At 46.7% G+C, this 21,289-nt stretch carries 22 protein-coding genes; 7 read left to right on the top strand and 15 right to left on the bottom strand.

All coding sequences use genetic code 11. The features are described from left to right. Nucleotides 1–17 precede the first annotated feature (17 nt). The 13 genes from AB5627_RS03995 to AB5627_RS03935 form a co-directional block, all read right to left on the bottom strand. Nucleotides 18–560, bottom strand: coding sequence for a DUF1854 domain-containing protein (locus tag AB5627_RS03995; RefSeq protein WP_022287780.1), 543 nt, complete (start codon nt 558–560; stop codon nt 18–20). A gap of 16 nt (nt 561–576) precedes the next feature. Then, entirely contained in the window at nt 577–2,847 is a 2,271-nt protein-coding gene (locus tag AB5627_RS03990) for an ABC transporter ATP-binding protein (RefSeq protein WP_022287781.1), read from the bottom strand. A 375-nt stretch (nt 2,848–3,222) separates the two neighbouring features. Then, entirely contained in the window at nt 3,223–4,719 is a 1,497-nt protein-coding gene (locus AB5627_RS03985; protein ID WP_022287783.1) for a sodium-dependent transporter, read from the bottom strand. A gap of 263 nt (nt 4,720–4,982) precedes the next feature. Beyond that, the gene (locus AB5627_RS03980) at nt 4,983–6,743 is read right to left on the bottom strand and encodes a recombinase family protein (protein WP_022287784.1); all 1,761 of its coding nucleotides are present in this window, start codon (nt 6,741–6,743) and stop codon (nt 4,983–4,985) included. Then, nucleotides 6,740–7,156: a recombinase family protein gene (locus AB5627_RS03975; protein WP_022287785.1), complete on the bottom strand. Its 417-nt coding sequence runs from the start codon at nt 7,154–7,156 to the stop codon at nt 6,740–6,742. The genes AB5627_RS03980 and AB5627_RS03975 overlap by 4 nt, the downstream gene beginning before the upstream one ends. Nucleotides 7,157–7,225: 69 nt before the next feature. After that, entirely contained in the window at nt 7,226–7,411 is a 186-nt protein-coding gene (locus AB5627_RS03970) for a transposon-encoded TnpW family protein (protein ID WP_022287786.1), read from the bottom strand. A 410-nt stretch (nt 7,412–7,821) separates the two neighbouring features. After that, nucleotides 7,822–8,061: a helix-turn-helix domain-containing protein gene (locus AB5627_RS03965; protein ID WP_022287787.1), complete on the bottom strand. Its 240-nt coding sequence runs from the start codon at nt 8,059–8,061 to the stop codon at nt 7,822–7,824. Continuing rightward, the gene (locus AB5627_RS03960) at nt 8,058–8,480 is read right to left on the bottom strand and encodes a sigma-70 family RNA polymerase sigma factor (protein WP_022287788.1); all 423 of its coding nucleotides are present in this window, start codon (nt 8,478–8,480) and stop codon (nt 8,058–8,060) included. Before AB5627_RS03960 ends, AB5627_RS03965 begins: the two co-directional genes overlap by 4 nt. A gap of 692 nt (nt 8,481–9,172) precedes the next feature. Further along, complete coding sequence (locus tag AB5627_RS03955; RefSeq protein WP_265290381.1) at nt 9,173–11,683, bottom strand: ABC transporter permease; 2,511 nt, start codon at nt 11,681–11,683, stop codon at nt 9,173–9,175. Nucleotides 11,684–11,698: 15 nt separating this feature from the next. Then, on the bottom strand, nt 11,699–12,364 hold the full coding sequence (locus AB5627_RS03950) for an ABC transporter ATP-binding protein (protein WP_005335790.1): 666 nt from the start codon (nt 12,362–12,364) through the stop codon (nt 11,699–11,701). 93 nt (nt 12,365–12,457) lie between these two features. Then, nucleotides 12,458–13,489, bottom strand: coding sequence for a sensor histidine kinase KdpD (locus tag AB5627_RS03945; protein ID WP_265290382.1), 1,032 nt, complete (start codon nt 13,487–13,489; stop codon nt 12,458–12,460). Then, nucleotides 13,486–14,169, bottom strand: a complete 684-nt coding sequence (locus tag AB5627_RS03940; RefSeq protein WP_368369679.1) for a response regulator transcription factor — start codon at nt 14,167–14,169, stop codon at nt 13,486–13,488. The genes AB5627_RS03945 and AB5627_RS03940 overlap by 4 nt, the downstream gene beginning before the upstream one ends. A 50-nt stretch (nt 14,170–14,219) precedes the next feature. After that, complete coding sequence (locus AB5627_RS03935; protein ID WP_195388196.1) at nt 14,220–14,399, bottom strand: helix-turn-helix domain-containing protein; 180 nt, start codon at nt 14,397–14,399, stop codon at nt 14,220–14,222. A gap of 156 nt (nt 14,400–14,555) precedes the next feature. On the opposite strand from AB5627_RS03935, the gene AB5627_RS03930 reads away from it, so the two are divergent. The 7 genes from AB5627_RS03930 to AB5627_RS03900 all read left to right on the top strand — a co-directional run bounded on the left by AB5627_RS03930 (nt 14,556) and on the right by AB5627_RS03900 (nt 20,063). Then, on the top strand, nt 14,556–14,939 hold the full coding sequence (locus AB5627_RS03930) for a helix-turn-helix transcriptional regulator (protein WP_265290384.1): 384 nt from the start codon (nt 14,556–14,558) through the stop codon (nt 14,937–14,939). A gap of 224 nt (nt 14,940–15,163) precedes the next feature. Continuing rightward, entirely contained in the window at nt 15,164–15,493 is a 330-nt protein-coding gene (locus AB5627_RS03925) for a MobC family plasmid mobilization relaxosome protein (protein WP_265290385.1), read from the top strand. Next, nucleotides 15,454–16,788 carry a relaxase/mobilization nuclease domain-containing protein gene (locus AB5627_RS03920; protein WP_265290386.1) on the top strand — a complete coding sequence of 445 codons (1,335 nt, stop codon included), beginning with the start codon at nt 15,454–15,456 and terminating at the stop codon, nt 16,786–16,788. Before AB5627_RS03925 ends, AB5627_RS03920 begins: the two co-directional genes overlap by 40 nt. A 121-nt stretch (nt 16,789–16,909) precedes the next feature. Continuing rightward, a complete protein-coding gene (locus AB5627_RS03915) occupies nt 16,910–17,503 on the top strand; it encodes a type IV toxin-antitoxin system AbiEi family antitoxin domain-containing protein (protein ID WP_265290387.1) in 594 nt (197 codons plus the stop codon). After that, nucleotides 17,500–18,345 carry a nucleotidyl transferase AbiEii/AbiGii toxin family protein gene (locus AB5627_RS03910; protein ID WP_265290388.1) on the top strand — a complete coding sequence of 282 codons (846 nt, stop codon included), beginning with the start codon at nt 17,500–17,502 and terminating at the stop codon, nt 18,343–18,345. Before AB5627_RS03915 ends, AB5627_RS03910 begins: the two co-directional genes overlap by 4 nt. Before the next feature lie 18 nt (nt 18,346–18,363). Further along, nucleotides 18,364–18,756, top strand: a complete 393-nt coding sequence (locus tag AB5627_RS03905; protein ID WP_265290389.1) for a hypothetical protein — start codon at nt 18,364–18,366, stop codon at nt 18,754–18,756. A gap of 140 nt (nt 18,757–18,896) precedes the next feature. Continuing rightward, complete coding sequence (locus tag AB5627_RS03900) at nt 18,897–20,063, top strand: SEC-C domain-containing protein (protein ID WP_265290390.1); 1,167 nt, start codon at nt 18,897–18,899, stop codon at nt 20,061–20,063. Between the two features lie 51 nt (nt 20,064–20,114). Here the strand turns inward: AB5627_RS03900 and AB5627_RS03895 are convergent, their stop codons facing one another. Continuing rightward, nucleotides 20,115–20,333, bottom strand: a complete 219-nt coding sequence (locus AB5627_RS03895; RefSeq protein WP_265290391.1) for a transposon-transfer assisting family protein — start codon at nt 20,331–20,333, stop codon at nt 20,115–20,117. A gap of 2 nt (nt 20,334–20,335) precedes the next feature. Next, on the bottom strand, nt 20,336–21,286 hold the full coding sequence (locus tag AB5627_RS03890) for a hypothetical protein (RefSeq protein WP_265290392.1): 951 nt from the start codon (nt 21,284–21,286) through the stop codon (nt 20,336–20,338). Nucleotides 21,287–21,289 lie beyond the last annotated feature (3 nt).

Raw genomic sequence — 21,289 nt, 5'->3', positions numbered from 1 at the left:
GTGTGGTCTAACACCTTTTAGGTGTACATTTCAAGCACCTGACGGCTCTTTCTGTCAAGCTTATGAATGTCAGGACAGAAATATTTGTTGCCGTCTGCGTCGTTGACGTAGAGATAATCATAGCCTATCATTCTGAAATTCTGATACCAGTCACGGATACAGATAGTTTTCTGTCCCGAAGTTGTGTCAGCCTTGACAAAGATCGCACCACGCATATTGTCCTTTATGCTGTAGACCTTTGTTATCTCAGGCATATAGTATTTGTATTCAAGATAACTGTCAAGAAGCTTGTATTGCTCATCGTCAAGCTCCGCCATATCTTTTATCACGCCTATCTCACGGAACTCTTTTTCGGAATTTTCGTATGAAAGGCTTATGTAGGTGGTCTTTGAGTAAAATGGTATGAGCCTTGTGGGGTTTACCTTGTGATAAGTCCTGCCCTCATAATCGAGGGTAAGAAAACCGCTTTCTTCCTTTGCAAGGCGTATCTTTTTGCAGTCAAGCAAGGTCAGCTTATCGACCTCGTAGACCTCCTGCTCAGCAGTAATATTTTCAGCCATTGTGTTCATCTCCTTACTATTCGTTTATGAACTGCAGTGCTTCAGATTGCAGCTTGTAAAGCTCGAAATATTTGCCTTTTTCTTTTATGAGCTTGTCATGTGTTTCCATTTCTTTAAGCTCTCCATTTTCGATAACGCAGAGCATATCAGCGTCACGGAGAGTTGAAAGGCGGTGTGCGATAGAAATAATCGTCCTGCCCTGTTTCAGATTGTCGATAGCGGCTTGTATCTTTCGCTCTGTCCTTGTGTCCATGGAAGCGGTCGCCTCGTCAAGGATAAGTATGTTAGGCTTCTGAATGATAGCCCTTGCGATAGATATTCTCTGCTTTTCACCGCCTGACAAGGATATTCCGCCCTCGCCGACCTTAGTGTTATAGCCCTCAGGGAGCTTTGTTATAAACTCATGTGCGTTTGCGGACTTTGCCGCTTCGATAACTTCTTCCATGGCGGCGTCAGGGTTTGCATAGCGGATATTGTCAGCTATCGACCCTATGAAAAGGAAAGTTTCCTGTGAAACTATACCGATATTTCTGCGCAGATCGTCAAAAGCTATCTTCCTGATAGGCACGCCGTCAATGGTTATTTCGCCGCCTGTTACGTCATAAAGCCTTGCCATAAGGTTTATGATAGTGGATTTTCCTGCGCCCGTTTTACCAACGATTCCAAACATATGTCCAGCCTGCACCTTGAAAGAAACGTTTTTTATGATAGGATGTCCTGCTTCATATTCAAAGGATACATTTTTAAGCTCGATATCGCCCCTCATGTTTTCCATGTGAACAGGGTGTTCGTCCTCTTTTACAGTAGGCAGAGCGTCCATTATCTCAAACATTCTTGATGCAGCGTCCATACATTTTGCCCAGCGGTCGCCTATCCATGTGAAAAAGTTGATAGGATCCATCGCCATTTCGGTATAGGAAATAAGTGCTGAAAGTGCGCCGAATAGTATGTGACCTTTTATAACAAGCACTGCGCCAAGGCAGAAAACAAGCTTGTTCACTATCCTATAGAACGTCCATATAACAGGGATAGTGTTTGCTATTCGTGAGTTTATCCTTGAGTTTATCAAAAATGCGTCAGTGTTTTTTACCCTATAGCGTTCTATCTCTCTGTCCTCACGGGCGAAAGCCTTTACCACACGCTGACCGTTCATAACGTCAGACAGAACCGAGTTTGCAGAACGCATTGCAACGTCATATTTGCGGTAAAGCTTGCGCTGGCTTTTGTAAAATTGGTGCTGAACTATCTCTATCACCGAGATAGTGAGGATTATACCAAGTGACAGAAGCGGCGAAATTGTGAGCATTATCACCGCAATGCCCACTATCTTTACCACGTTTGTAAGTCCGTATGGTACTATGTCCGTGAAAAACCAGTAGATGTTCTGACTATCTCTGTCGACTCTCGACATAAGCGAGCCTGTCTGCTTGCTTGTGAAAAAGTCAAGGGAAAGCCGCTGCATTGAGGAGAATATCTTCACTCTAAGCCGGTGCGTAACAACAGGCACGACCTTTGAGGTTATAATGCCTGAAATGATACGCATTATCATTCCTGCAATGTTTATGCCAACTATGAGCATTACTATCATGAGTATCTTGCCATAGTATTTTCCGTTTTCCGCAAGCACATCATCATAGAGCATTTGTGAACCGAATATCGGCGAAAGCACTGCGAAAACGTTGCTTAAAACTATGGTGAGCAGTATGAGAAATACCGCACCCTTAAATTCACCGAACATAGAAAGCAGGCGTTTGAACACCGAGCGTCTGTCTACACATCTCGGACAGACAGGGCGGTTAGGGTCAGGATAAGGCTCACCGCAGGTAGGACAGTGGGTCTTTACTCCTTCCAACAGGCGGTCGTCGATAGGCTCGTTCTTGGCTGTGCAGTTCACACGCTGGCTGAATTTCTCGAATTTGTCAGCAAAGCCAAGTGAGAACCTCGCTATAGGGAATTCCTTGCCTGACTTGTCCTTTATCATAAGTCTTGCGGAATTTGCATAGCGGTCAACATACATTTCTTCAATGCTGTCTATGGGGTATTCATCATAGCCTGATACTGTGAAGCTTACGAGATTTTTTCTCTTCTGCCCACGCTTCATTTTTCCGTATTCTTCATAGCCACGGAGTATGCAAAGGGTGTCTTTTGTGAAAGTTATGTATACGTCCACATATCCGCCCTCACCGTCAAGGTCAGCTTTTACGCAGTAAAGCAGCTCGTCAGTCATAACTCCACGCTTTAGCAGTTCGTTTTCTGCAAGCTGTGGCAAAACGTCAAAAAACTTCATGTATTCCCTCCTTTTCGGGATAAATTTCATATTCTTCCGATATAATTCTGTAAATTCGCATAATGTAACTGCCTATAACAGGTCAAAAAAAGACCTCTGATACCTGATATCAGAGGTCGCAATAGTTCTGCAGTATAATATCCAGAAAGCTGATAAAAATCTCATTAGCTTTTGGTAATAAGGGCAGGCAAAATGACATCTGAAAGGCTTATTGAACTTACATTGTTTGTAAGGCTTATATTCTCGTTAGTCTTTAGAAGATCAAAAAGAATATTTCTCATTTCACCCACCACCTTTTAGTTTATTTTTATAGCGTTTATCATTATACGAATTTTCGTGAAACATCACGCAAGGTTTATTATATAGCCAAACTTTCTATTTGTCAATAGGATTTTCCAAATTTTTTTTGCTTTTTGAGAAAGCTGCCCAGAATATCAGCACAAGAAGTATCACCGCAAAGCACATCCAGCCTATAAGGACCGGCAGACTTCTGTTTGAGAATGTGTCATAGTATCCTTTGAGGTAGATGAAACAGATAAGTGCAGGCACAACGTAGGCCATGTAGCTGCGAAGCCAGTTAGGGATATGCTTGCCCTTGCCAGTGTTGGCTTCCTTGATGAAGTTCTCCCAGCCCCAGCCGTTTTTGCGAACGCAGAAAAGCACTCCCACAAGAGAGCCAAGCGGCAGAAGATTTGATGATACCAAAAAGTCTTCAAGGTCCATGATAGTCGAACCTGCGCCCATTGGCTGGATATTTTTCAGCAGGTTAAATCCAAACACAGCAGGCATTGTAAGCACAAGTATCATCACAAGGTTTACAATAAGTGATTTTTTTCTGCTCCAATCCCACAGTTCCACTGACATTGTGATAATGTTCTCAAACACTGCGATAACGGTGGAAAGCGCCGCAAATGACATGAAGATGAAGAAGAATATTCCCCACAAACGGCTTGAAGCCATATGGTGGAAAACGTTAGGCAGAGTGATGAAAAGCAGTGACGGACCTGAGTCAGGCTCGATTCCGTATGCAAAGCAGGCAGGGATTATGATAAGTCCCGCAACGACAGCCACGGCAGTGTCAAGAACGATAACGTTCACAGACTCGCCTACAAGAGTGCGGTCCTTTTTCAAATAGCTTCCGAATATCTCCATTGTGCCTATGCCTATGCTTAGTGTGAAAAACGCCTGAGTCATTGCGGCAAAAAGCACTGATGTGAAGCCCTTTTCTTTAAAGACATCAAAGTTCGGCACAAGAAAGAATTTAAGCCCCTCAGAAGCGCCTTTCAGCCTGATAGAGTTCACCGCCAGCACCACCATGAGCGCCATAAGCAGTATCATCATAAATTTCGTTACCTTTTCAATGCCGTTTTGCAATCCCAGTGCGCAAACACCGATACAAAGTATGATAACGATAGCCGAGAATATAAGCATAAGCCACGGGGAAGCCTGCATATCCTTAAAAGCTTCAGCCGTTGCCGCTGTGCTTGAAGCGTCCAACGAGCCAGTGGCGTATTTGAAAGCGTAGTATAACATCCAGCCTGTGACCATTGTGTAAAACATCATGAGCAGATAGTTTCCTGCAATGCTCGTGTATTTTGTGCAGTGATATCGGCTACCTGGCTTTTCAAGTCGGTTGAAAGCCTGAGAAAGGCTTCGGTTGCTTCCTCTGCCTATGGCAAATTCACATATGAGTATTGGAAGACCCAACAGCACAAGGCAGATAAGGTATAGGAACAGAAAAGCTCCGCCGCCGTTTTGTCCGCAGATATATGGAAATTTCCACACGTTGCCAAGACCAATGGCACACCCTGCGGATACAAGTATAAATCCCAATCGTGATTGAAAGGTTGCTCTGTTTTTATTTTCGTTCATAATAATTCTCCTGTAAAAATAGTCATACAATCTCTATTATATAGTATATCTTATCTTTTGTCAAATTTTCACAAAGTATCATATTACTATGCTAAAACGTGTTAAAAACAAGCCTTTCAAAAACGCAAAAGCGGGACGTCGAGAGCGCCGTCCCCTACATATACTGCAAAAATGTTTTGTGAAATTTGCCGAAAACAAAAACCCTCCCAAATGCGGCGGTGACTTAGGAAAACATTGAAGCAAGGAACGGTGTAGCTTAACGGCTATGCCGTTCTTTGCTCTTTTTTACTTGTGTTGCGGGCATTTTCGATTGCCCGTGTGAAGTCAAATGCACCGATGAAGTTATAGACGATGGTGATTTCCCGTGTTCTGGATTTCTTGTCAACATGAGAAACTTCAATCCTGTCAATGAAAGCACGGAGAACAGCCGCGTCAAGCTCCTGCAAATCCGTGTACTTCTTCACGGCAGCGATAAACGCCTTAACATTGGTTTTCTGCTGCTCCTGCTGCTTCAGATCCTTGCGCAGGACTTCTGCCATTGATTTCAGGTTGCTTTGTTCCAGCTCGTAGTCATGGGACATTTTGATAAACCGTTCGTCTGACAGTTTTCCAATCACGTTGTCCTCATACAGTCGGGAGATAATGCGGTCAAGCTCTGCAATCCGCGTGTCCGCCTTTGCCAGCGTTTCGCGCTTCCGAACAAACTCGGCATCCCTGTCCCGCATATCGCTCTCGGCTGCGTCCTGAATGAACTCCGCTTCATGCTCTGAAACATAGGAGATTGCTTCCCGCAGATTTCGCAGAACAATTTCATGCAGCACGACGTTCTTGATAGAATGGGTCGTGCAGAGATCCTTGCCCTTGCGGTAGGTGGAGCAGATGAAGTATTTCTGGTTCTCTGCAAAGTTGGTAGCGCGGCATTGATACATTTTGCCGCCGCACTCTGCGCAATACAGCAGCCCGGAGAACATACCCATTTCACCCATCTTGGTAGGGCGGCGACGCGCCTTGCGAATGTTCTGAACAATCAGGAACACGCTTTCCTCGATGATTGGCGGCTGGGTGTTCTCAAAAATCACCCAATTCTCAGGGTCATTCCAGATTTTCTTCTTGCTCTTGTAGGACTGCTTTGTAGTCTTGAAGTTTACGGTATGCCCCAGATAGTCTACGCGCTCCAAAATGCGGGAAACCGTTTCATTTGTCCATTTGTACGGATCTGCTGTTGGCTTGTTGCTGGTCGGCAGACCTTTCGCATGGCAATAGGCGGTTGGGTTCAAGATTTGCTGCTGTTTGAGCCATTTAGCAATCTGCGTGGGGCCTTTGCCGGACGCACACAGGGAGAATATCTTCTGTACGACGGCTGCGGCTTCTTCATCGACGATCCATTTCTTTTTGTCCTCTGGGCTTTTCATATAGCCATAGGGCGGAATGGTCGTCAAATGCTCGCCGGACTTGCCTTTGCTCTGCCATGTAGCGCGAATCTTCTTAGAGGTATCGCGGGCATACATTTCGTTGAACACATTGCGGATCGCGGTAAACTCACTTTCGCCGCGTGTGCTGTCCACGCCGTCATTGACGGCAATGAAATGAACGCCAAACTCCGGGAAAACAACATCGGTATACATTCCCACTTGGAGATAATCGCGCCCGAAGCGGCTCATGTCCTTTACGATGACGCGCTTGATCCGCCCTGCCTTGATGTCGGCAAGCATACGCTGGAAGCCCGGACGGTTGAAGTTTGTGCCGGAATAACCGTCGTCCTCGTCATAATGGCGGTAGGCGGTAATCCCGTGATCCTTGCAGTAGCGTTCCAGAATCTTCTTCTGGTTCGCTATGGAGTTGCTTTCACCATCCAGCTTATCTTCCTGCGAAAGTCGCTCATACAGAGCGGTCAGACCTTCTTCCTCTGCTTCCGTAGATAGCCCCTTGGCATAGAACTGCAAGACATTATCGCGGATTACGCTGCGAAGCTCATTGCTTAAACTGTCCTGCGGCGTCAAGCTCTGAAAGGTAAATCCTGTCATCTGCACTCACCGCCTTTCTCGGAAGAATTGCGGTAGGCGTTGACAATGCCGTGATATAGATTTCGGCAAAGGGGCAGATCGCCGTCTGTAATGGAGTAAATCGGAATACCACGCTGCTCCATATCATCAAGGAACTCCACCGCTGCAAGATAGCTGCGGTAAAGTCGGTCAAGCGATACGACAACGATTTTCTGCACGCGGTTCTCATGGATTTCTGCAATCAGATTTTGAAACGCCGGACGCTCTGCGGTCAGGCCGTTGTACCCATTGTCCATGAAGAACATATAGGTGTCCGCTCCGCTTTCCTGCGCATGGCTCAAAAGTCGGTGCATTTGATTGTCAAGGTTCAGGTCTGTTTGTTTGTTCGCCGCACGGTAGTAATATGCGGTGATTTTGTCGGGCTGCTTTTTCATGTTGCCTCCTATTCCGGCAGCCGGACAAACAGGTTATTTATATTATACCAGGGATCTCGCTCGCCGTCATTAGGCGGGTTCAAAATTATTTGTAACTTTTTTACCCCGCAAGTCATTCTGAATCAGGCGGCGCACCTTTGTCACGGCGTCCTCTTTCGCGCCGTCTTTGACGACGGCCTTGACGATATACGTTATATCCCCGATCTTGTACTCGCGTACAATCGGGGACGTTGTTTTCTTCATGGTTGTTTCCATAGAAACAAATCCCCCTTTCATGGGAAACGAAATAACTACAAAAGGGAAAATAACAAAACGGACGGCTGCTGGCGCAGCTCCAAGGGAGTTTCACCCCCGCACGGTTCTCGTGCAGCCCTACCCATCGCCTGCGACGCTTTGAACGCTCGGACTATGGCTGTAAGGTCGTATCATTATGTGTTTTGCGCGTCATCGCCTGCAAGTTGCCACACTTGCGTTACGGCTCGGTATTTGTCGCTCGGCATATCCTCTCGGATATACGTCATGGCGTACCAGCCGCCCAGCTCGGCGCAAAAGGAACGTACCCGTTTTGCCTATGATGCGCCGCCGTTCTCTTGCGGGCATATTTGTCAAGGTGCATCGGACAGAAACGAGGAAAGGGGGAAAAACACGTTTCTGTCAGGCGTCGGTTATCTCACGCGGAATGTGAGCAGCTTGGTAATGAGCTTCGTTTCCAGCTTGCGCCGCAGTTCTTCATCCACGCAGAGATGGGGATTGCCGTACTCGTCGTAAAGCTCACGCATCGACAGACGGGCTATGTACCCTGCATAGTGTTTCAGAACGGCGTTGATCGCTTCCACGTCACCGCCAGCAGCCGCTTCAATGACGGTCAGCGGCAACAGACGGTTATTCTTCGATTGACTTGTCATCTGTTTTCTCCTCCCATCAGGTTTTTCAGCAGCTTTAGGGTGCTTGTCCTGCGATAGGCAACGGAACGGCGCACCATGTTCAGCACATTTGCAATTTCAGCGTCGGACATATCAAGGAAGTAGGACAGCAGGATAATATCTCTGCGGTCAACAGGCAAAGCGGAGATTGCTTCCGCCAGCGTTTCATCGTCGATACAAACCGAATGACCGATGACTTCAAATGTGCGGCTATCCGTGAAATAGGTGTCACGGACAGCGAACTGTTCCAGCACTTCGATGGGCAGCTCAGAAAAATAGACCTCTCGGTTTCTTTTCCGTGCCAGCGCGTCCTGATAGTCCCGCGCTTCGTTCCGCAGTACCTTTTTGCAGAACGCATCAAAGGAGTGCTGGATATGTTCTTCGTGCGAATGAGGCTTCATGTATTCACCTCCCTTCGCGTCCGCAAAGGCGGGTGATACGGTTTTCTTCCCCTTTCGCCACTACTACGGTCTGCATCATGCGTTCTGGCAAACGCGCAGAAAATTTTTTGAAAAAATTCTTTAGGAAGAATCCATGCGCTGCACCTCCTGTTTCATCGTTGCTCTGTGAGAAATAGGAACAGGAGGTGATCGACAGCCAACACAGAACCTAAGAAAATGACAAAAAGCGCCTGTCTGCAAAACGCAGACAGACGCAGAAGAATTATAAAATCTATTTACATGATTCCTGTGTTCATACCAATGCCCGGAATACCCCGATGGCGGGTACGAGCTTTTTTTGACTGGTGCAGATCACAGGAGAAATAGAATAGTAAAGTAGACACGACAAAATAACCTCCCATCGGTTGCCGTGTCCCTGCAAGTCGTCATTGGTTTGTGTAAATGCAAAGAAACGGCGGCTCTGAAATCAAAGCCGCCGTTTCAAATGGGCGTGTCAAATGGCTGCTGTACGACGGCTTTTTTTCTTTTGCCGTCGTGCGGCAGCTTGTTCCTTTTGCGCTTATCTTAACAAGCAATCCTCACAGAAATGTCACCGACACACGCTGTTTCGACAGAATAATGGGCTGAAATCTCACGAACCTGTGAGATTTGAAAAACCGGGAGAATAATCTCCCGGTTTTCATCGCAAATATTTAATTCTGCCGCAGTCTCTCTACAACGCTTTGCTTAACATTTTGCATGAAAGTTATGACGGGGGTTGCCAAGCAGACCAGCAAAACAATAGCTGCGACAACCAACAGAGAAATTACAGGATAGTGAAAAGCTGCATAAGGAACCATTCTTCTAAAGGCTGAGTATATTGGAATATATATCGCTGTTCCCAGTGTGGCAAGCAGTAGGAAAGAAATACTCCAATAATACCCGCCTTCCCAAAGCAATACATTTCTAATTTGCTTTTTCGTCATTCCTATACTTTCAAGTGTTGCAAATTCATGTTTCCGAGTATTTACACTAACAACCATTGTGTTAATGAAATTCATAATTCCTATCAGCAAAAATACAGCGGACAACCCTGCGGCTATAATCCTTGAGGTCAGCAAATATCCGGCCATTTCTTGCTGCTTTTCATATCGTGACAGAATCGTAATGCCCGGTGACGAAGCAGTAATGGATTGAAGCTGCTCCATAATCCCTTTGTCATAACTGCTATCAATAGTATCAAAAGCAATCCGAAAGATTTTGGTTTCTCCAGACAACTTCTCTAATGCCTGCTCACTGATATACAAATCAGGGGCAGTACCTCTCTCATTTCCTCGACCACTCTGAAAATCAGCGTCCAGAAAGCCAGTTGCCACTGTAAAGACCTGTTCCCCGGACTCACCGACAACGGTGATTGCTTGCCCTGGCTGAATCAATGGGTTTCCCTCATCATCCGTCATAGCGGACAAAACCACCAACTCTCCCTTTTCAAAGGCGGTTAAGTCAATAGGCTTATCAAGCGTTTTATTAAGTTCTTCGATATATCTGGAATCTATTCCGTAAACGCCGCTCCAAAAATTATCTGTATAGTTTTTTCGTGTTTCCGCATTTGAAAAATCAAGACCTGATACGCAATCCAAGGAATCAATATATTTCCCGAATACATTTTCGTCGTAAATGACATCCATAGTGGGCCACGGTGAAGCGGAATAAGTGACGCGCAGATTTTCAATTCCCTGCATTGTTGCAATTTGCTGCAACATTTCATCAGAGAGCAGGTTTCCTTCTTCGGAAATGCTGTAAGTCAATGCGAAATCACTTTCTCCCCATTGATTTACAAAATTGTTGGGACTTAGGCTTGATAGTAGACCAGCAGAAACCAAAAACAATATTAAGCCTAAAAATAAGGACGCAAAAGTAAGGAAAGCGCTTTTAGGGTTTCTAAAAATATTATCTCGTGCCATCCGGGATAATTTTGTTCTATGGCTCTTATGATCTCGGTAACTCCTTGTATTTGCCTCTGTATAGCGTGAAGCCGCAACAGGAGAAATACTTGCAGCTATTTTCGCTGGTTTCATGCTGCCGATGATTGCAGTAAAAAATGTGAAGATTGCGGCACCCGCAAAAATAATGGGGGAAAAGGACACTATCTCCCCAAGGTCTGTATCGCCTGAGTACATCATATTCATGGCAAACGGAACAAATCCAAGCGAAACAATACCACCAACAATCAGGCCGCTGGGAATACCGATCACCGCCGTTCTGAATATTTGAGAACGCACGATCCGCTTGATTTGTCTTTTTGTCGTGCCTATCGTTTTAAGCTGTCCATAGAATTGTGTATCTCTTGAAATTGAGATATACAGAATGTTATAAATCAGCAAATAGCCGCTGATAATGATAAAGACGATAATAGCAGCCAGTGGAAGAACAATGGTGGTGGAATTGCTCTGAGCAATAGGTACAATTTCAAAGGACTGACTTTCTGTAAACGAAATCTTCCGTTTTAGTTTTTCACAGGATCGCAGGGCATTACTGTCATCAGAAAAAGAAATCATTGCGGTAGACACACTATCAAAGGGAAGCCCTGTTTGTGTTGCAAAAAGCTTCGAAACATAAGCGGCACCACGGTTGCCTGCACGCGAAGCCGAATAATCTGTGTAATAGCCCGACAAAACAAATTCATCGGAGATATATTGATAATCTGTTCCGAGTTGATAGGAAAGGGAAATATTCATCCCTATCTGTGGATCATCAATCCCCATTGCACGCAAAGCCCATGTAGAGAGCATAATTTCGTTTTTTGCTTGCGGATAATCTCCGTGTATATCCGAAATTGTTGGTACACGGTGTTCTTGCCATTCTGTTTCGTCTATCCAAGTAATACTCAGCAGGGCATCGTCCATTCCAGATGTATCAATGCTGCCCAATCTCTGACTGACACCAACTACGGATACCAAGCTGGATCGGCTCAATTCTTCATATTGTTCTTCTGAGAGACTTGTAATTGCCACATCCGCAGTCGTGCCCATCGCACGAATTTGCTGCATTTGATAGGTTTCAAAATAACTGCACCCCAAACTAAACACAGATGTAATCATAAAGGCGGTCAAGAATAATGCGATGGTAACGAAAACATTTCTCTGCTTATTAGCGCGGTAGCTTCTTTTGGCAAGACGATTGATTGTTGCCTGATTATTGTTCCCAAATAAAATATCATCCATCAATGTCACCCCCTGTCACTGTGCGATTTTTCCGTCCTCAATACGGATAATTCGGTCGGCAAGCTGGGCAATTTCATTGTTATGGGTAATCATTACAAGCGTTTGATGGAACTTCTGACTTGTAACTTTCAGCAAACCAAGAACATCACTACTTGTCCGGCTATCCAAATTGCCTGTCGGTTCATCTGCAAGTATAATAGCTGGTTTGGAAACAAGGGCGCGGGCAATCGCTACACGCTGCTGCTGGCCGCCGGACAGATTGTTAGGCATACTGTTCAGCTTCCCATCGAGAGCCAACATTTTCACGACTTCATCCATAAACCGCTTGTCCACGGTATCACCATCCAGCTCCACCGGCAGGACAATATTTTCATAGACATTCAGCACAGGAACAAGATTGTAATTCTGAAAGATAAACCCGATGTTACGTCTGCGGAAGATGGTAAGCTGTTCATCCTTGAGTTTCGATAATTCTTTCCCTTTTACTTTAATACTGCCGGAAGTTGGCGTATCTAACCCGCCCATCATGTTCAGCAAAGTAGACTTACCGCTGCCAGAAGTACCAACAATGGCAACAAATTCACCTTCCTCAATGGATAGAGTCACGCCATCCAATGCTTTTGTAATGTTCGGTTCGGTGCCGTAATATTTCTTCAAATCTGTCGTTTGTAATATGTTCATATAGAACACCACCCTTTCTTTTTGATGGCTCTATCATAAAAGGTAAACCTCACAGAAATGTCACGGGAAACTTTGTTTTTTAGCGTACTTATTTTATTGTCGAGGCAGAAAGACGGAAAAAGTTGAACCCCTCCCAACCTCGGATGTTACTCGGATATAACCGCCTTGCAAGGTTACGATCTCACGAGCCAGATATAGACCAATACCAATTCCATCTACATCATGTACGATGTCCTCTCGATAGAAACGCTTGAAAATTGCTCCCTGATGCTGTTCTGAAATGCCAATGCCTGTATCTGCAATGTCGATTTTCACATACATTTCCCAACTTTCAACCGAAACACGGATTTGACCGCCCTCCGGCGTATATTTCACTGCATTGTCCAAAATATTGAACAGTGCTTCGCTTGTCCATTTTCTGTCATGGGAAACGACCAAGTTCTCCGGGCAGTCCACTTGAACATTGATCTGTTTTTTCTCGGCGTTCAGAAGAATACCTCCCAATGCGGCGACAAGCGTGTCATAAAGCGGCTGGCTTTTCTTTTCCAGAGAAATGACACCTGTTTCCAGACGCGAGGTTTTAATCATAGCTTGCATGAGAAAATCCAGCTTATCAAGTTGGGTGGCCTGTGCTGTAAGAAACTCTTTTTGCTTTTGCACAGGGACTTCATTTTCAAGCAGGGTGCTGTTAATCACTTTCAAGTTCGCAATCGGGGTCTTGACCTGATGGGAAATATCAGAAATAAGTTCTTGCAAGTCAGCCCGCTCTTGTGCAATGCTGTTCTTGTTTTCCTGCACGACTTCATACAAACGGTTCAACCGATATTCAATTTTATAGAAAAGACTTTCTTCTTCCACAGTCTGTTTCGGCTGCATATTCCCGGACAACATATCATCCATCAAACTGCAAAAAGCATCGGAGAACATCGCCAATTTGCGGCGAACCAGCACCATAAAACAAATAGAGCAAAACAGCACAAAGATGCCGAACAATAGTACATACCAAACAGCGGTTATATCTTGGGTCAACGCATATAAAGCCACTGAAACCGTCACCATTGCCGCCAGCAGGAGAACAGCTAAAAAGATACAGGCTTTGTTGACGGAAAGTTTTCGCACATTCATTTCAGCGCCCCTCCGATCCACATATAGCCCATACCATATACCGTTTTGATGTACTGACGGTCGGGTGTTTCGATTTTGTTTCGTACCCGGCTGATAGCCGCAGTCAGAGCGTGTTCATTCACAAAATTTCCGTCTGCGTCCCACAGTTTTTCCAACAAGACTTGCCGCGTCAAAACGATCTGTGGATTTTTCATCAGGATTTTCAAAAGTCGATATTCCAGTGGGGTGAATGTAAGTGGCTTTCCTGACAGGGCAGCACTCATCTCTGAAAAATTGATGGTCAGTGTGCCATCCTCATAAGTATCACCACCATGTTGTTTTGTCAGCCGCCCCAGCACCACCGCCAGTTTCTTTTGAAAGACGCTCATAGGGAAAGGTTTTGTCACATAATCCTCTGCGCCCAGTTCATACCCTTTGAGCATATCGCTTTCCATATCATTTGCGGTCAGAAAGATAATAGCGGTATCGGGACGGCGTTCTTTTACCTCCCGGCAGAAGTCAAAACCGTTCCCATCCGGCAAATTTACATCCAGCACAATTAGGTCATAGTCCTGCTCTGTCAAGAAACTACCGGCCGCTGATTTTGTCAGCGCAGAATCCACCGCATAGCCCGCAGTATTCAAGTTATAGCATAAAGTATGATTCAAAAGCCGATCATCCTCGACTACTAAAATTCGCATGATATCACACTCCTTCATTTTCAGTGTAGCACCCAAATGTCACAGAAACCTCACAATGTTTTATTTTTTCTTCTACCGTCAACAGGCTTTTCAGCGTCCTTTGGTATCAGCCACATACGGCTGAACTTTGCCACACCCGGTATGCGATTTTCCTCGCACAGTTTTTGAACCCGTCGCTCAGAAATGCCCCACTTTTTCGCCGCTTCTGGGGCGGAGATATATTCAAGCATTGTAATTCCTCCTGCAAATCAATTCAGCTTTTATTATATACGGTCAGCCGAATGATCGCAAGAAATGAAATGTGAATTATTTAAGCCATTACCATGAATATATAAAGCATATTCCGTAAGAAAGGGGAACAGTAGAATGTAATAGGGTGATTAAATATGCCTAAAAGAGCGAAGAAAGAGAAGCGCCCTGTTGCGAAAATCGACTTTAAGCCGTATGGCGCAGCAATCAAAGCTGGGCGCACTAAACAAAAAGAATCTCGGAATAAGGCAGCCGACGCGCTGTTTATTTCGCCGCGCTATCTCGCCAACATTGAAAACAAGGGACAGCATCCAAGCGTACAGGTATTCTTAGAGTTGATGTCCCGCTATCATATCTCTGTGGATCAGATTCTTCATGGTGAAACTATGGAGGGCAAGTCTACGGAGCGTATGCAGTTTGAAACCCTGTTGGACGAGCTGACAGATGCGGAAATCAAAATCCTCACGGCAACAGCACAAGCACTGCTGGACGCAAGAGCAGACAGCGAGGGAGAAAATTGAATACGGTGTAAGGAACGCTATGAACGGGTAGTTCATGGCGTTTTTCTTTTGAAAAAGTTTGCCTATGGTTTGCCAAATTGCGGCTGTGCCGCCGTTGTAGTAGTGAGGGAGATACCGTAGCAAGCATAGGGAGTGTAGCCACACTCCCGAAAAAGCACCTGACTGTACTTTGCTTGTTGGGATAATCCCAAACCCTTATTCGGAGCGGAAAGGACGGTGAACAAATGGCAAACCGAACGCGGAATATCGTGCTGCGCGTTCCTGTGACTGCCGAGGAACGCGCAATGATTGAGCATAAAATGCAGCAGATGGGTACGGGCTGTTTTTCCGTTTATGCGCGGAAAATGCTCATAGACGGCTATGTGATCCGGCTGGATTACAGCGACGTGAAAGCAATGACCGCCGAGCTGCAAAAAATCGGCACAAACATCAATCAGATTGCAAAGCGCGTGAACGCTACGGGAACACTCTATGCGCAGGACATTGAGGACATCAAGGGGGCGATGGCGGAGATATGGCAATTACAAAGATCCATCCTATCAAAAGCACCTTGAAAAAAGCCATTGACTATATCGTTGATCCTACAAAGACCGACGATAAGCTGCTGGTGTCCTCGTTCGGCTGCGCCGTAGAAACCGCAGACCTTGAGTTTGAAAAAACACGGCTGCTTGCTATGCAGAAAGGCAATAATCTCGCTCACCATCTGATACAGGCCTTTGAGCCGGGTGAGGTCAGCTATGCGCAAGCCCACGAAATCGGGCGGCAGCTTGCCGATGAAATTCTCGGCGGCAAGTATGAGTATGTCATTGCTACCCACATCAACAAGGAGCATTGCCATAACCATATTATTTTCTGCGCCGTGGATTTTGCGGAGCATAAGAAGTACATTTCCAACCGCAAAAGCTATGCGCAGATCCGCCGTGTCAGCGACAGGCTGTGCCGGGAAAACGGGCTGTCCGTTGTCGCGCCCGGCGCGGAGCGCGGCAAGCAGTACGCCGAATGGGACGCGCAGCGGAAAGGGACAAGCTATAAGCAAAAGCTGAAAATCGCCATTGACAGGCTCATTTCCATTTCCAAAGACCTTGACGACCTCCTGCGTCGGCTGGAAGCCGAGGGGTATGAAATCAAGCGTGGAAAGTATATCTCATTCCGCGCTCCCGGTCAGGAGCGATTCACCCGTGCAAAGACGTTGGGTGAAGCCTACACCGAGGAAGCCATAGCCGAACGCATCAAGGGCAAAGTCATTCTGAAAACGCCAAAGCCGGAGCGCAGCGGTGTATCGCTGCTGATTGACATTGAAAACTGCATCAAGGCGCAGCAATCCGCAGGCTATGAACGCTGGGCGAAAATTGAAAACCTGAAACGCGCTGCCCGCACAATGGTATTTCTCGACCAGCACGGCATTTCCCGCTATACCGATTTGGAGCAGAAGATCACGGAGCTTCAGGACAGCAACGAGCAAACTGCCGCTGCTCTGAAAACGGCGGAACGCCGCCTGTCTGATCTGGCACTGCTGATAAAGCATACCGCCACCTGCAAAGAGCTAAAGCCGCTGTATAGCGAATACAAAAAATCCCGTGACAAGGAAAAGTATCTGCGAGGACGTGAGCGCGAAATCATTCTCTTTGAAGCGTCGGCGCGGGCGCTGAAAGCGGCGGGCGTCGGTGACAAACTCCCCGACCTTGCCAAGCTGCGCGAGGAATATTCCAGACTGTCCGAAGAAAAGGATCGGCTGTACGCTGAGTACGAAAGCCTGAAAAAACGTATGCGGGAATACGATGCCGTCAAGCAGAACATCGACAGCATCTTGTCCCCCAATCGTGGGCAGGAACAGGACAAGGCCTTGTAGCTTTTCTGACAATCACACATTATTTTCAAACAATTTAATGTGTGTTCGTCGTTTCGCGGTTGACAACCGCACATTATTTCTCTATAATATAATGTGTGATTGTCAAAGTGAGGTGAGAAGCATGAACGCCAAGGAGAAAATCGAAGAACTGCTGGAAGCGTCGGAGGACGGCACAATTACCGCTGCGCAGGTGACGGAAGCCGGACTGCACCGCAGCATTTTACAGGAGTTTGTTAAGAGCGGTGAAATGTACCGTTTCGGGCGCGGTCTGTATGTGCGGAGCAGCGCATGGGAGGACGATTTCTACCTCTTGCAGCGCAAGTATGGGCGCGGGATTTACTCGCACGATACCGCCCTGTATCTGTTGGGCTATTCAGACCGTACCCCGGCGAAATATACGATGACCTTTCCCAAGGGCTACAATGCCCCGTCCTTGAAGCAGGAGAACTTAATCATCAAGCGCGTTGTGCCGGAGAACTACGAGTTCGGCAGAATTGAAATTGAATCCCCCTCCGGCAATCCGATTCGTGTTTACGATTTGGAACGGACGCTGTGCGACATCCTGCGCGGCAGCGGCAGCGATGTTCAGATCGTCGGAGAAGCTATGAAACGCTATGCAGCATCCAAGGACAAGAACATTCACAAACTGATGCAGTACGCAGACCAGCTTCGTGTGAAGCCCAAGGTGCTGCGATACATGGAGGTTTTGCTATGATTACAAAAAATCCGATGCAACTGAAAGCCTTTATCAAGAACAAAGCGGCAGAGAAGCATATTTCGGCACAGCTTGTCATGCAGAACTATATGCTCGAACGGCTGCTGGAACGAATTTCGCTCTCGCCCTATAAGAACAATTTCATTCTCAAAGGTGGATTCCTGATTTCCGCCGTTGTGGGACTGGACACGCGGGCAACAATGGATCTGGACACAACAATCAAAGGCTTCACCCTGACGCATGAAGCAATCCGCAAAATCTTTACGGAGATTTGCGCTGTCCAGATTGCCGATGACGTGCAGTTTGAGGTCGTCGGTATCTCTGACATTCGGGAAACCGACGATTACCCCGGCATCCGGGTCGCGCTGAAAGCGAACTATCCGCCGATCAGCGTACCGCTGACGGTGGATGTCACCACGGGCGACATGATAACTCCCCGCGAGGTGGAATACACATTCTCCCTGCTGTTCGATGACCGCACGATCAGTATTCTTGCCTACAACCTTGAAACGGTGCTGGCGGAAAAGCTGGAAACTGTGCTATCCCGCAACATTGCGAATACCCGTCCAAGAGATTATTACGACGTACATATCCTGTACGCGCTGCGCGGCGCGGATTGCGACAAAGCGACGCTGCGCCGGGCGCTGGAACGGACGGCGCAGAAACGCGGCAGCGGCATGATCCTGACAGACTACCCGGAGATTATGAAAGAGATCCGCGAAAGCGATACGCTCCGTAGACTGTGGGAGAAATACAGCCGCGAGTATGAGTACGCAAAGGACATTTCCTTTGATGATACCTGTAATACCATTCAGACGATTATGGACGCAATCATGGTGTAAACGAAAGGAGGATTCTTTATGGGTTGGCTGGCAGCGCAGGGCGCGATTATGGCGATTGGGCTTTTTATTGGGCTTGTCTGCTCGGTGATCGGACTATTCTTCGGGCATATCATTCTCTTTGACAGCATTGCTCTCGGCATTGCCGCTGGAGTGTGCTGTAACCAGTTCACCGCAATTCATCCGGCGCTGTGCCTTGTAATCGGCATTGCAACATTTCTGCTGCTGTTGTGGCTGCAAAATACCAGCATCGGCTTCTGGCTCGTCGGCGGGCTGCTCACGCTGATCTATGCGGCGGTGTTCGGGCTGCTGGCCTACTTCATTTCGGAGCATGATCCCATTTGGGGCTGTGTGATTTTCGGGCTGGTATTCCTCGTGGTCGGTGCGCTGCACCTACGCGCACGGGATAACTGAAAGCAAGTGCATAGTCACGGCTTAGAGTGCCTGTATGCCTTGCTGGGAGCGGCTTTACAGTGCGGGAAACATAAAGGTCGTATGTTTCCCTGCCAGTTATGAAAAACGAGTTTGAAAGCGTGACACAGGAGGTATACACAATGAATCCCCTTAAACATTACAGAATATTTGACGAAGAACCTTGTCCCTGCGGAAGTGGAATGAAGTACTCACTTTGCTGTAAAAAACGGGAGGACTCCTTTCAACGAGATAATAAGCGACCTGTCGAAGTTCAAGCTGCGGAAACATTGAAAAAATCTCAGTATAAATGTTGCTTGCATCCAGATAAATCTCGGTGCGTAAAACACATAAAAGAGGCTCACGCGCTTCAAAACAACAAAATCATTTCGCTGCTTTCAGAGAACGGTCATGTATATATGCTGAACGATAAAAAGCCGCCGTTAATTATCCCTACTGAAAAAGGTGAAATAGAAACTTTGACCTTATTAGATAAAGTCGGCGTTAATCGTGCAACCACGGCAACCTGTTTTTGCGATATACACGATGATGAAGTCTTTGCAGCCATAGAAAAAGGTGCGCCAGCCTTTGATAAAGGCAATGATGAGCATAAGTTTTTGTATGCGTATAAGGCTTTTATTTTTGAATATTACAAGAAATTGGTAGAGCAAAAAACTTTCCAACAAATGATAAAAGCAAAACCGTCCGCATTAAAGAGCCGGATGATGGTAGCGTATTACCGTGATATTTCTCTGACGATGCGTGAAATGGATACAGTTAAAGATACCTTTGACAAAGCTATCTTAGCAAATAACTATGGCATTTTACAAACTTGTGTAATTGAGATCCCCGGAAGCATAGGCTTTGCCAATTATGCTTGCATTGCGCCGGACTATGATTTATATGGTCGAAAGATAAAAAATACTAAAAATGGCATTATGCACAGACTATATATCACGGTCTTTCCTGAAGAACGCCGTTCATTTATTCTTTTAAGCTGCCTGCATACAGACAGTAAAGTTTACAAGGGCTTCTTCCAACAGCTTCAAGCGGCCAATGTTGATAAAGTGAAATACTATTTTGATTTAATGCTCCCGCTATATAGCGAAAATATCATCATAAGCCCAAGGCTTTGGGAGCATTGGACTGAGGAGCAGCAGGCCGCCTTTACATTTTATATCAATCTTCATGGGCATCTGTTTTCCGTATATAGACTTGGGATGAAATTTGCAATGCAAAATTGTAGAAACCAAACCACGGGCTTCGGGGACGGAAAACGTGGGAAAATAGATTTATTCGCCAAAACATAAAAAACGCGGGACGCAGTAGCCATCATCGGCTGCCGCGCCCCGCGTTGTCTTTTACTCTGCGTCGGAAAGCGTCATTGTGAACTGCGCTTCCTCAAATGCTGCGTCGGTCATATTGTGCAGCTTATGGATCGTCTGCTCCGCCAGCGGGCGCATATCTGCGTCCATATCCGGCAGCACGTCGGAAATCGCCGCAATCGTTCTGCGGCGGCCGTGCTTGTGGTAAATGCAAATCAGATTTTCTTCCTCAATGGTGAACGGAACATTGTTCATGCTCATACCTCCAAATCATTATCTTTCGCCTTTGCCGCTGCCTTTTTGGGTGCAGCGACCTTTTTTGACTGCCCCTCTTTAAGCTGCGCCCGGACAGAGGGACGCTGCTTGCGCAGCGGAAGATCACGCCGCTCGTCCTTGCTGATAAAAGCGAAAACGCCGTGTCTGTCCTTGACCGAGGAAAGATACAGCGTCTTATACGGAAGCAGCGCAAATAGCCGCTCATGCTCCTTGCTGGATGCGATACGCTCAAACCAAGGTGATACTTCTACTGTAAAATGCGTTCCGTTGGGGCTGTTGGGCGCTTGCAGGGATTGGAACGCCGCCGAAAGGCGCTGTGCTTCGGCAAGCACCTTTTCGTCGGAAAGCCGCCCGACATGCTCTTTGAAATTGCCGGGTTTCAGCCGCTCACGCTTCTGGCTTTCGTCGCGCAGCAGATCCCGCAGCGCATCCGGGTCATGCGGAACGGCTTCATAGCGCACGAATTTCCCATACTCCCGATCCGGCGTTGCTTCAAAGCGGTATTCCTTGGGCAGCTCCCGTGAACCATTTTCATAGATCAGACGGTTATTGTCTGTCCGCAAGGCGGTCTGGATTGCAAGCTCGGCTTTCACTGCATAGTCCAGCTCATAAATGCTGCCTTTTACCTTGCCGCTTTCCATGCCGGACAGCACCACGGCATAGGCAAGCACACGCTCCTTGGTCTGCTCATGGTAGAAACGGAACGTATTATGCTCCCGCGTTCCGCGCAGAAACACGTCCCGTTCCCGCAGACAATGCGTTCCGTTGGGGCGGGAAAACCATAGATAGACCTTATCCTCGGCATTTTTGCTCTTTGCCGCCCGTGTCAGAATCTTCTTGTCAATGTCAAAATCATTCTGAAAGGCGGCTGTGTTCTGCTGCATAATCTGTTGCAGGGATGCCAGCACATCCACATTTTCAAATTTATTCATAGG

Source organism: Ruminococcus sp. RTP21198st1_G1_RTP21198_201120, assembly GCF_040924265.1.
GTDB classification, from domain to species: domain Bacteria; phylum Bacillota; class Clostridia; order Oscillospirales; family Ruminococcaceae; genus Hominimerdicola; species Hominimerdicola aceti.
This window is presented reverse-complemented; position numbering and strand designations above follow the sequence as displayed.